Here is a 12,345-nt window from a genome sequence, read left to right as displayed (position 1 = left end):
TGGAGGGTGTTTCACGGATGTATAGTTTGATGTCGAGATTTAGTCAAACAATTAGTGAACCAGTTACTGTTTTCTTACGCTCCTATGAACATTCCCCAATTGTAGTTGCGCTCCTTCTCGGCTTGATTGGAGCTGTGGCACCATGCCAACTGACAGGAAATATGAGTGCAATTACATTTTACGGAAATCGCACTGTTCAAATGAAAAATAATTGGGGAGAAATACTATCCTTTATAGCAGGAAAGATTATAGTATTTAGTCTGATTGGGTTGCTGGCTTGGATATTTGGTCAATCATTTGAAACTAAAATGACAGAGTATTTCCCTTTATTTCGTAAAGTAATTGGTCCACTACTAGTAATTACTGGACTTGTACTTTTAGGAATTTTTAAGCTTAGATTTCTTAATCGTTTAACAATGTATATCCCTATGGCATTAAAGGAAGGAAAGCCGGGATCCTTTATGTTGGGAGCAAGCTTTTCACTCGCATTTTGTCCAACTATGTTTGTTCTCTTTTTTGTCTGGCTTATGCCAACTGTTGTATCAACTTCCTATGGTTTTTTATTACCTGCTGTCTTTGGAATTGCAACGTCGATTCCACTAATCCTTTTATTTGTTTTAATATGGTTATTTGATGCTAAGAAAATAATTATGAAACGTAGCATGAAAATGGGAAGATTGATACAACGCATAGCGGGGGGCGTTTTAGTAGTTATAGGACTTTTTGATACCATCACTTATTGGGGGATATAATTTACAAATGAGCTGTCAAATATTAAGAAGACAAAATTATTCCCTGTTAGTAGTAAAAAGCAGTTAGATTATATAATACTTAAATAGTTAGTCTAAAAGTACTGCATGGAAGAGCCTGTCTAATGGGTCTCTCCATGTATTTTTTATTTAAAATACATGTTATATGAAGTAGTTCGTGTTGATGAGGAAAGTTTATCAGGAGGAAAGAAATGAACACTGCTAAAAATACTTTAGTTTGTATTAGTTTAATATTATATTTATTTGCATTAGTTTTTATATTATTCTTTGATTCAAGAGGTTATAGATTGTCAGAGGTATCTTTTGGGGAATACATAAATTGGTCTTCAAATTTTATACCATTTAGAACTATAAATCTATATATTCATTCTATAGCCCATGGAACTTTGAATATTAAGATCCCTTTAAAAAACCTTGGTGGTAATTTAATTTTGTTTTTACCTATGGGCATTTTTTTACCGCTCATTATTAAAAGAATTAATAATATACGTATATATGTAATTACAATGACTGTTTTATTATTATTGATTGAGGTAACACAAGTGGTTTCAAGAAGAGGAAGTTTCGATATTGATGATTTGATTCTCAACATGCTAGGTGCTGTAATAGGATTTGCAATTTGGAACGATAGATTTGTTAAGAAGTATTAAACTATTTCCTATTCACTAAATTTGCAAAAACTCCAAGAAGAATTTACTTCTCCTTAGAGCTTAAATAAATTATTATGAAAAACACATCTACAGCTTTAGTAGTCGCGCATTGATAGCAACTATTACTGTACTTAGAGACATTAAGATCGCCCCAAATGCAGGACTTAGTACAATTCCATATTTATAAAAGAATCCTGCTGCTAATGGAATTGCTACAATATTATATCCTGCAGCCCACCATAAGTTTTGTGTCATTTTTCGGTAAGTAGCTCTTGAAAGCTTGATAATATTAACTACATCTAGCGGATTACTTTTTACAAGGACGACATCAGCAGTTTCTATTGCAACATCAGTTCCTGCACCTACAGCAATTCCTAAATCAGCTTTTGCAAGAGCTGGCGCATCATTGACACCATCTCCCGTCATTGCAGTAAGAAGGCCGTCTGTCCTTTGTATATGTTCAATCTTTTCGGATTTTTGATGAGGAAGAACCTCTGGAAAGATTTCTTTCATACCTAACTGTTGTCCGACATATTGAGCAACCTTAGCATTATCACCTGTTAGCATAATAGATTTAATTTTCATTTCTTTAAGTTGATTAATGGCTTCAATTGCTGTTTCGCGAACGATATCTGAAAGTGCGATCATACCTGCGTACTTATTATCCACCAAAGTGAAAACAACTGTCTTACCCTCTGAAGACCACGTGTCAAATTGTTCTTTGTCATAATTTAAATTCAATTCTTTGATATATCCAGGACTAACCACTAGGATTTGTTTTCCGTTCACTGTTCCTCGGAGGCCTTTTCCAGTTAATGATTGAAAGTTCCCTAATTTTAAAGGTGTAATACCCATTTCCGTTGCTTTTTTTATAATACCTTTTGCTAGTGGATGTTGGGACTGAACTTCTACCGACGCTGCATATGAAATAACATCTTTCTCACTATAATCCTTTGAAGTACTTATATTTGTTACACCAAATTCACCTTTCGTTAAAGTTCCTGTCTTATCAAAAACGACTGCTTCGATATTGCGAGCTCCTTCAAAGGCTGCACGATTTCGAATCAGAAGGCCATTTTTGGCTGCAATCGAAGTGGATACTGCAACCACTAAAGGTGCTGCAAGCCCTAAAGCATGAGGACAAGCTATGATTAATACCGTAACCATTCTTTCCATGGCAAAGGAAACTGGATAACCAAGAGAAATCCAAATGAAGTATGTTGCAAGGCCTGCTACAAGGGCACCGTAAAATAACCACTTTGCAGCCCTATTTGCAAGGTCTTGAGCGCGGGACTTAGATTCCTGTGCTTCTTTAACTAAACTAATAATTTGGGAAAGATAGGTTTCATTTCCCGTTTTCATTACAGAAATAATAAGTGCACCTTCACCATTAATTGATCCTCCAATAGCCTCTTGGTTAGCTTCTTTTTCAATAGGGACAGATTCACCTGTTAGCATGGATTCATCAATCGTAGATTTTCCATCGACTATTTTACCGTCTATAGGTATTTTTTCGCCAGGTTTGACCAAAACTCGATTTCCTTGTTTTAAACTAGCCACTTCTACTTCTGTTACTCTACCTTCATCGTCGACAAGATGAGCTTCCGAAGGCATTAATTTAGCAAGTTCCTCCAAAGCTTTCGAAGCACCCATAACAGATTTCATTTCAATCCAATGACCAAGTAACATTATGTCAACAAGAGTAGCCAATTCCCAGAAGAAATCATTTTCAGCAAAACCAAATACAGAAGCTGTACTATATACATACGCCACGCTAATAGCCAAGGAAATTAGTGTCATCATCCCAGGGTTACGTTTTTTTAGTTCGTCTTTTGCTCCCACAAGAAATGGCCAACCACCATAAAAGAATATGAAAGTAGAGAGCGCAAACAGTATATACATATCACCTTCAAAGCGCCAATCAACCCCAAGGAACATTTGAATCATTGGGGACAGTATTAAAATTGGAATCGTAATAATTAATGAAATATAAAAACGTTTTTTAAAATCCTCCACCATATGGGAATGGTGATTATGATGTCCATTAAGAGTTTGTTTAATGCCATGGGTCTGATCAGCACCATGACTATCATGTTCTCCTTGTCCTTTTTGGTTATTGGAATTGTGTTCATGATGTGAGTGATTAGTCATCTTCAAGTTCCACCTGCCTCGTTATATAGTTTTGCAATTAGTATATACAATAAATATGCATTAATTATGCAATATTATAATAGCAAAACAATTTTGACATCACTCAATGAGGATGTCAGCCAAACAACATGAGCTTTTTAAAGTTCTCTATTATGGAGTGTTTGATCCCGGCTCAGGGGACTAATGCCGAATAATCTATTTCCTCACATAGGGAGATGATAAAAGACGGTTTCAGCTGTCAATACAGGGTGGGTTAAACAGTTAGTTAAATAATTAGCTAGTTTACTTTTAGAGGGAAGCTTAATATCTTCTTCAATTTCCGTTTATATTTGCTTCTTTTATAGCACGATATAATTGTTCATACAGTGGAGTTTTTGATTCTTATACCAGCTAGAACATTAAAAATCCATCCTTCCCTCTAATCTGACCACTTCAATTATTTTAATTCTGACGCTTTTCGCAGGGTCATATTTTATTATACTAAGCTTATAAAGATAATGGAGGGAAAATAAATATGACAATTAATTTAACAGGAACAGATCGAGTAAAAAGAGGAATGGCTGAAATGCAAAAGGGTGGCGTTATTATGGACGTTATTAATGCTGAGCAAGCAAGAATTGCTGAGGCGGCAGGTGCAGTTGCAGTTATGGCATTAGAACGAGTACCATCGGATATTCGTGCAGCAGGTGGAGTAGCTCGTATGGCAGATCCACGCATTATGGAAGAGGTAATGGGAGCAGTAACGATTCCAGTAATGGCTAAAGCACGAATTGGACATATTACAGAAGCGCGTATTTTAGAAGCAATGGGCGTTGACTATATTGATGAATCAGAAGTGCTGACTCCAGCAGATGAGGAATATCATCTACGTAAAAGTGAATTTACAGTACCGTTTGTTTGTGGATGTAAGGATCTTGGGGAGGCAGCACGTCGAATTGGAGAAGGAGCTTCGATGTTGCGTACCAAAGGAGAACCTGGAACAGGGAACATTGTAGAAGCAGTGCGTCATTTACGTAAGGTAAATGCACAGGTTCGTAAAATTGTACATATGAGCGAAGATGAACTAATGACGGAAGCTAAAATTTTAGGTGCACCGTATGATGTTTTATTACAAATTAAGCATGCTGGTAAATTACCGGTTGTGAACTTTGCGGCAGGTGGAGTAGCAACACCTGCAGATGCAGCTCTAATGATGGAACTTGGGGCTGATGGCGTATTTGTTGGGTCCGGTATTTTCAAATCAGAAAACCCAGAGAAATTTGCGAAAGCTATTGTAGAAGCAACAACACATTTCCAAGATTATAAATTACTTGTAGAGATTTCTAAAGATTTGGGAATACCAATGAAAGGAATTGAAATTTCTCGTTTGTCTGCTGGAGATCGTATGCAAGATAGAGGGTGGTAATATGGTTAAAATAGGTGTTTTAGCACTGCAAGGTGCTATTAGAGAGCATATTCATTCTATTGAAGCATGCGAGGCAAAGGCTATCACGGTAAAAAGTGTGGAGGACTTAGCGTTAGTGGAAGGTTTAATACTCCCTGGAGGAGAAAGTACAGCTATGAGAAAGCTTATTGATCGATTTGAAATGCTTGAACCACTGAGACAATTTGCATTAGATGGTAAACCGATGTTTGGAACATGTGCAGGCTTGATCCTACTTGCTAAAGAATTAGTTGGGTATGATTATTCACATGTAGGTAAACTTGATGCTATTGTTGAACGTAATTCTTACGGTCGACAGGTTGATAGCTTTGAAATAGATTTAAATATTGAAGGTGTTGCAACTGACTTTCCGGCAGTATTTATTCGAGCACCTCAAATCGTAAGTGTAGAGGAAAACGTTGAAATACTTGCTACACATGGAGATAGAATCGTGATGGTAAAACAAGGTCATTTGTTAGGATGCTCCTTTCATCCCGAATTAACAGATGATCATCGTATAATGACATACTTTATAGAAATGGTGAAGGAAAGTCTTGCAAATGAGGTTCACGTAAAATAATGTACGAGTAATTTCATGAATCAAAAATGATGTTCGGAAGCAGTAACAATCACGTTCATTAGAGCATCAGCGCATGGTGAAAGTTGATATTAACACTTGTGCGGCGAATTATTAGTAAGTCGTGGAGTTGAGAAGCGTTACAGTAAAGTAAGTGGATTCCGTCTATGACTGAATTAATCAGGGTGGCAACGCGGGTATGCTCTCGTCCCTTTTTCATGGACGGGGGCTTTTTTGTCGTTTTTCAACCCTATTAGTTATTAACTATTGGTCTCTATCATTCTCTAACTCTTTTACTAACTTTTTTATTTGTTTATCTTCAATTAATAAATTACTTAAAGGTTCCATCTGTGTACCTCCAATCTAAATAGTAAAAGGCTTTGTGCACGAAAACGTGCCAAAGCGTTTACTGTATCTATTTTTTAACGCGTAGTAGTTTGGTAACTTTTGAAGGGAATACTGACACTCTTCACAAGTACACTGAACAGTATAGTCATAAAAAAATGTGGTGTTTTAAATTTTTTCTAAAAAAACGCATACCATAAAGGGGTATAAAGTATATATAGAATACGGAAACAATTCTTACAGTTTAATAAAAAGGGTGGAAAGATGGGATATTATCAAATATTTATATTAGCGTCGCTTGTGGGGTTAGCTTTAATAGTTTTTATATTAGCGAGGATATCGAAAAGTATATTTAATCCCATGCAAGGGATGATAACTTCTATGTTTTTTGGTATGAATATTGGGTTGACTGCTGGTATTCTCTTAGGAGTAACATATCAAGGGGACTTATTCCTCTCCACAATTCTATCGATGGGTATCGGAATGTTAGCCGGTTCAATATGTGGCGGATATTTTGGGGTATTATCTGTTTTAGAAGGGGTAATGTCTGGTTTGATGGGTGGTATGATGGGTGCGATGTTAGGAGAAATGATAAACGAGGAACAATCAATTGCTTTAATAAGAATATTTCTATTGTTATCTATTACCACAATCTTTCTATTTTTCTTATTACCAGACAAGAAAAATCAAAAGATACAAAATAAAAGATGGCTATTAAAGCCGGTCATCCTGGCAATTAGTATTATTTTTTATTTTATTGGAGGTGTTTCCTTAGCGGAAAAGCAAATAAGTTCCAAATCTAAGGATTCTATATCAGAACATCAGAACCATACAAATAATGAGGCGAATAATACAAATAAAAATTCACAAGTTATTACGATACAAGCTAAAAATATGAAATACTCAATAACAGAGGTATTTATAGAGAAAAATCAGCCAGTCACTCTTGTTCTAGAAAATTTGGACAATATTGAGCATGATATTGAAATAAAAATCCCAACTCTTAACGATAACGACCTAAAACATAATCACGAGACTAAAGAAAATCTTATACATCTTCATGCCGAACCTAAAAGTACAGAAAACTTATATTTCATCCCTGTTAGCACAGGAATTTACGAATATATTTGCACTATCCCAGGACATAAGGAATCTGGAATGGTCGGTCAGGTTGTAGTGAAATAGGGATTTTAGAGTGATAAATAAAAATTTAGTAAATCTAAATAAATCATTAAACATATCTCTTTACATACCCCCTGCGGGTACTGTATTATAAAAATAAGGATAGGAGGTTGCTTATTTGGAAAGTGTAATAGAAGAAGGTACGTTATTATCTAAGGTGTCTTGTAGAAAAAGTCATCATCCTGAACATGTGAAAAAAGATTTAACAAATCGATTAAACCGTATTGAAGGTCAGATTCGAGGAATAAAAGGAATGGTAGACAAAGACGTCTATTGTGACGATATAATCACACAGCTTTCTGCAACTCAGTCCGCTCTAAATAGTGTAGCTAAAGTACTTTTACAAGGACATTTAAAAGGCTGTGTAGTGGATAGATTAGCTGAAGGTGACGATGAGGTTTTAGATGAATTATTAGTAACAATTCAAAAATTAATGAGAAAATAAGAGGAGGAGATTTAAATGACAAATCAAGTGACTATACAAGTTCAAGGAATGACTTGTGGTGGGTGCGTAAAATCTGTTGAAAATAGCGTTAGCGCACTTAGTGGTGTGGAGAAAGTTAATGTACAATTAGAAACAGGAAAAGTAAATATAGAATTTAATGATTCGCAAACAGATATTAAACAAATTACGGATACCATCGAAGGTAAAGGATATACAGTAGTTGCCTAAATATAATAAGTAGAGTGGTGTTTAAATCACAGCATTTTTTTTCATATTTTATACCCCCAATGGTATGGGATTTTAATAATAATAGAAAAAGGAGAAGTGAAAAATATGGAAAACGTAACATTGAATGTGAGTGGAATGTCATGTGGATTTAGCTTTTGATTCAGAAAAGGTAAGTATAGATAAAATTAAGGCAATAATTGATGACCAAGGTTATGACGTGGAATAATAGAGTAAGAGTGCTATTTGGCACTCTCTTTCTTACTTCCACTTATACCCCCAGGTAGTATTTAAAGGAGAGGTGTAAACAAAATGAGTAGTGAATTAAAAGAAACTAGTCTACAAATTACAGGAATGACCTGTGCAGCCTGTGCTACAAGAATTGAAAAAGGCCTAAAAAAAATGGATGGCGTAGAACAAGCCAATGTAAACTTGGCTCTTGAAAAGTCTATGATTAAATACGATCCTGAAAAATTGACTAATCAAGATTTTGAAAAGAAAATTCAAGATCTAGGGTATGGCATTGCAAAGGAAAATAAAGAGTTTGCAATAACAGGAATGACCTGTGCTGCCTGCGCTACGAGAATTGAAAAAGGTCTTAACAAGTTAGAGGGAGTTTCATTTGCCAACGTTAATCTAGCGCTTGAAAATGCAACTATTGAATATAACCCTTCTCAGATTAATGTTTCGGATATTATTGCGCGAGTTGAGAAATTAGGATATGGGGCAATTAATAAAGAAGATGAAAAAGAAGCAATAGATTACCGAGAGCAAGCTATTAAAAAGCAAAAGAAAAAATTTATTATCTCGGCAATCCTGTCCCTTCCTTTATTGTGGTCTATGGTTGGTCACTTTTCTTTTACATCGTTTATTTACATGCCCGAGTTTCTTATGAATCCCTGGGTACAAATGGCTTTGGCAACACCAGTTCAATTTATCATTGGGAAACAGTTTTATGTAAGTGCTTATAAAGCATTGCGAAATGGGAGTGCCAATATGGATGTCCTAGTTGTTATGGGTACATCTGCAGCTTACTTTTATAGTGTTTATCAGACTTTCATTACAATTGGTGAGCACCATAACGCCCAATTGTACTTTGAAACGAGCTCAGTGCTGATTACCCTAATTATATTAGGTAAACTTTTCGAAGCAAAAGCAAAGGGGCGTTCGTCTGAGGCTATTAAAAAGCTTATGGGACTTCAAGCTAAAACAGCCTTGGTTCTAAGAGATGAAAAGGAAATAGAAATACCTCTTGAAGAAGTTGTAACCGGAGATATTATTTTAGTAAAACCAGGAGAAAAAATACCGGTTGATGGAGAGGTAATGGAGGGAAACTCTGCTGTCGACGAGTCAATGTTAACTGGTGAAAGTATTCCAGTCGATAAGACGATTGGTGATTCTTTATTTGGTTCAACAATTAATAAAAATGGTTTTATTAGAATGAAAGCAACGAAAATCGGAAGAGACACAGCTCTTTCTCAAATAATTAAAGTAGTGGAAGATGCTCAAGGCTCCAAAGCCCCAATTCAAAGGCTTGCAGATAAAATATCTGGCGTATTCGTTCCAATTGTAATAGGTATTGCCATTATTACTTTTTTGGTATGGATTATATGGGTAAACCCAGGAGAAGTTACTCCTGCACTCGAAGCTCTGATTGCCGTTCTTGTTATTGCTTGTCCATGTGCCCTTGGTCTTGCAACACCAACCTCCATTATGGCAGGTTCAGGTCGGGCAGCTGAGTTTGGTATTCTGTTTAAAGGTGGAGAACACCTCGAAACCACGCATCATATTGATACAGTAGTTGTTGATAAAACTGGAACAGTTACGAATGGTAAACCAGAGTTAACCGATGTAATTGTTGCAGATGGTGTAAATGAAGAGGAGTTTCTTTCTTTGGTTGGTACAGCAGAGAAACAATCCGAACATCCACTTGCAGAAGCGATTGTGAAAGGAATTCAAAATAGAGGGATATTACTCGATACAGTTCAAGATTTTGAAGCAATCCCTGGATATGGAGTAAAAACAACAGTTAATCAAAGAGATGTTCTTGTAGGAACTCGAAAGTTAATGAACCAATATCACGTGGATATTTCTACCATACTAACGATAATGGAAGAATTAGAGGCAAATGGAAAAACAGCCATGCTGGCAAGTATAGACGGTCAATATGCAGGGCTTATTGCGGTTGCGGATACAATCAAGGAAACGTCTAAGAAAGCCATCAAGCGTTTACGTGATATGAATATTGAAGTGATCATGATGACTGGTGATAACCAACGTACAGCTAAAGCGATTGGTAAAGAGGTTGGAATAGATCATGTTATCGCTGAGGTACTTCCTGAAGGAAAAGCCGAAGAGGTTAAAAAACTTCAGGCAGCTGGAAAGAAAGTAGCGATGGTTGGAGATGGAATTAATGATGCTCCAGCTCTTGCAGTCGCCGATATCGGGATGGCCATTGGAACAGGAACAGACGTTGCGATGGAAGCTGCAGATATAACATTGATAAGAGGAGACTTAAACAGCATAGCGGATGCAATTATTATGAGCCACAAGACGATGAGAAATATTAAGCAAAATCTTTTTTGGGCATTCGCATATAACACGTTAGGCATACCGATTGCCGCAGTCGGATTACTTGCACCTTGGGTAGCAGGGGCAGCTATGGCATTTAGTTCTGTATCTGTTGTACTAAATGCATTACGACTTCAAAGAGTAAAACTAGAAAAGTAAAACTTTTAATCTGACCCACTTCGGTGGGTTAATTTTTATTTATCTGAGGTGGTGTGAATTAAACTTCACTAAGGAGCTACTTATATTAAGTTAAATCTTCCATATTTTTAATTAATGAATAATCCCTCACGTTGCACTATTAATATGTTTGTTATAAGGTATTTAAAAGTCTTCCGAATAAAGTTAAAGTTTTTCCATACAATAAAGAATTTTGAAACAATAATCACCTTTATTTTACGTAATAGAGACCTTTGGAACATAATTTGAATATAATAGTTATGAGGTGAAAACTATGTGCTTTTCAACTAATGTAATCGAACAACAAGCTCTTATCATAAGTGATAAGATAATTAAAAACACTATATACAAACCAGTAAGTCTGGATTTTATTAGTGAAAAAAATGTTGGAATACAAGATTTTCAAATGCAAAATATCGGAGAAGAAATATCATTAATAACAATGGTAAATTTAGAAAACAATGAAGGATTACAAATTAGTGTAGAACCAAATGAAAATGGGTTAAGGTACGCTATGGGGGAAATCTCTTATAAAGATTATAAAAAACTGCAAAATCAAGAAAGTAGACAGTTTATCTGGTATTTCTTCGATATTTCAAGCGTTTTTCTATTGATATCCTGGGCCTCTATCAGGTGGTTTTTTATATAATTTTTTCTAGACTTTAATACCCTTAAGTGAATATCTAACAGTAACCAATATTATAGATATTATTTAATACAAAAAGAGCGTTGATTTCACAAGAATCATTGCTCTTTTTTTATGAAAAAATTATTTGTATGGAAGAATTGATTGGATGCTTATTGTTAAGGACAGTTATCTTATTTGCTACATAGATATAACAAGTGTAGGGAAATAAGATTAAATTAAAGTCCTAGTTTTTTTTCAAACAAATAGGGAAATAATAAAGTATAAAGACAAATTACATAGTGATAAAATTCAGGTATTAGAATCTTCAGTAACTGGTCTGCACAATTTTTTCATAATTTCAGTGTAAGATTGTTTAAAACAACAGCTGTATCTTGTTGTAAATTTATTAGAGTTTAGAGGAGGATAACAATGAAAAAAAAATTATTTATGGGTCTTGGTTCGTTCGCTATCGCAATTACATTGTCTGCTTGTGCTGGTGATGAAAAGGAAACGGAAATGGACACACAAGAGCACAAAGAAATGAATACGGAAGAAAGTAAGGGTATGGAACATTCTAATATGGATATGTCTGGATCAGGTGAAGTTCCTGAAAACTTAAAAGTAGCTGAAAATCCAACTTTTGAAGTAGGTAGTCAAGCTATTATTGAAACAGATCATATGGAAGGTATGAAAGGTGCCGAAGCAACGATTGTCGGTGCTTATGATACAACTGTTTATACTGTTTCGTATACTCCTACAACTGGTGGGGAACGAGTAGAGAATCATAAATGGGTCATTCATGAAGAATTAGGAGAACCACAATCGGCACCATTAGAACCTGGTACAGAAGTAGTCCTAACAGCTGAACATATGGAGGGGATGGAAGGAGCAACCGCTGAAATTGATTCGGCTGAAGAAACAACAGTGTATATGGTTAATTATACTTCTACTTCCGGAGACAAAGTGACTAATCATAAGTGGGTAACTGAAAGTGAATTGTCACCAACAAAATAACTTTTTATTTTTAGATTCATTCAAAAAACCTATCCATTATGCACTGACCTAAACAAATGAGACAAATAAAAACACCTTTCGTTGAAAAACGGGTATACAATACCTAAATTCAACACGGAGGTGTTTTTTCTATGGGTACAAGAGTGAGTTATCCAGTAGAAGTAAAAATGAAGGCTATTGAAATGCG

11 protein-coding genes are annotated in these 12,345 nt (G+C 35.5%); 10 read left to right on the top strand and 1 reads right to left on the bottom strand.

Going from position 1 to position 12,345, the window contains the following annotated elements; translation table 11 throughout:
• Positions 1–17 precede the first annotated feature (17 nt).
• Both LDK52_RS14615 and LDK52_RS14610 read left to right on the top strand, forming a co-directional pair.
• On the top strand, positions 18–752 hold the full coding sequence (locus tag LDK52_RS14615) for an urease accessory protein UreH domain-containing protein (RefSeq protein WP_277586695.1): 735 nt from the start codon (positions 18–20) through the stop codon (positions 750–752).
• Positions 753–961: 209 nt separating this feature from the next.
• Entirely contained in the window at positions 962–1,420 is a 459-nt protein-coding gene (locus tag LDK52_RS14610) for a VanZ family protein (RefSeq protein WP_277586694.1), read from the top strand.
• Between the two features lie 87 nt (positions 1,421–1,507).
• On the opposite strand, the gene LDK52_RS14605 is transcribed toward LDK52_RS14610, so the two are convergent.
• Complete coding sequence (locus LDK52_RS14605) at positions 1,508–3,571, bottom strand: copper-translocating P-type ATPase (RefSeq protein ID WP_277586693.1); 2,064 nt, start codon at positions 3,569–3,571, stop codon at positions 1,508–1,510.
• 520 nt (positions 3,572–4,091) lie between these two features.
• Between LDK52_RS14605 and pdxS the strand changes: the two genes are divergently transcribed.
• The 8 genes from pdxS to LDK52_RS14565 all read left to right on the top strand — a co-directional run bounded on the left by pdxS (position 4,092) and on the right by LDK52_RS14565 (position 12,158).
• Positions 4,092–4,976: a pyridoxal 5'-phosphate synthase lyase subunit PdxS gene (gene pdxS / locus LDK52_RS14600; RefSeq protein WP_277586712.1), complete on the top strand. Its 885-nt coding sequence runs from the start codon at positions 4,092–4,094 to the stop codon at positions 4,974–4,976.
• Between the two features lies 1 nt (position 4,977).
• The gene (pdxT, locus tag LDK52_RS14595; protein WP_277586692.1) at positions 4,978–5,574 is read left to right on the top strand and encodes a pyridoxal 5'-phosphate synthase glutaminase subunit PdxT; all 597 of its coding nucleotides are present in this window, start codon (positions 4,978–4,980) and stop codon (positions 5,572–5,574) included.
• A 606-nt stretch (positions 5,575–6,180) separates the two neighbouring features.
• Complete coding sequence (locus tag LDK52_RS14590; protein WP_277586691.1) at positions 6,181–7,101, top strand: plastocyanin/azurin family copper-binding protein; 921 nt, start codon at positions 6,181–6,183, stop codon at positions 7,099–7,101.
• A 115-nt stretch (positions 7,102–7,216) separates the two neighbouring features.
• Positions 7,217–7,543, top strand: coding sequence for a metal-sensing transcriptional repressor (locus LDK52_RS14585; RefSeq protein ID WP_277586690.1), 327 nt, complete (start codon positions 7,217–7,219; stop codon positions 7,541–7,543).
• A 15-nt stretch (positions 7,544–7,558) separates the two neighbouring features.
• Positions 7,559–7,771 (top strand): copper ion binding protein, encoded by a 213-nt coding sequence (locus LDK52_RS14580; protein WP_277586689.1) that lies wholly within the window; start codon positions 7,559–7,561, stop codon positions 7,769–7,771.
• 309 nt (positions 7,772–8,080) lie between these two features.
• Complete coding sequence (locus LDK52_RS14575; protein WP_277586688.1) at positions 8,081–10,498, top strand: heavy metal translocating P-type ATPase; 2,418 nt, start codon at positions 8,081–8,083, stop codon at positions 10,496–10,498.
• 292 nt (positions 10,499–10,790) lie between these two features.
• Positions 10,791–11,165 carry a hypothetical protein gene (locus tag LDK52_RS14570; RefSeq protein ID WP_277586687.1) on the top strand — a complete coding sequence of 125 codons (375 nt, stop codon included), beginning with the start codon at positions 10,791–10,793 and terminating at the stop codon, positions 11,163–11,165.
• Positions 11,166–11,573: 408 nt separating this feature from the next.
• Entirely contained in the window at positions 11,574–12,158 is a 585-nt protein-coding gene (locus LDK52_RS14565; protein ID WP_277586686.1) for a YdhK family protein, read from the top strand.
• Positions 12,159–12,345 lie beyond the last annotated feature (187 nt).

Source organism: Psychrobacillus antarcticus (genome assembly GCF_029533155.1).
Classification (GTDB): Bacteria; Bacillota; Bacilli; order Bacillales_A; family Planococcaceae; genus Psychrobacillus; species Psychrobacillus antarcticus.
The sequence above is the reverse complement of the archived record's forward strand: the minus strand, read 5'-3'. Positions and strand labels throughout refer to the sequence as shown.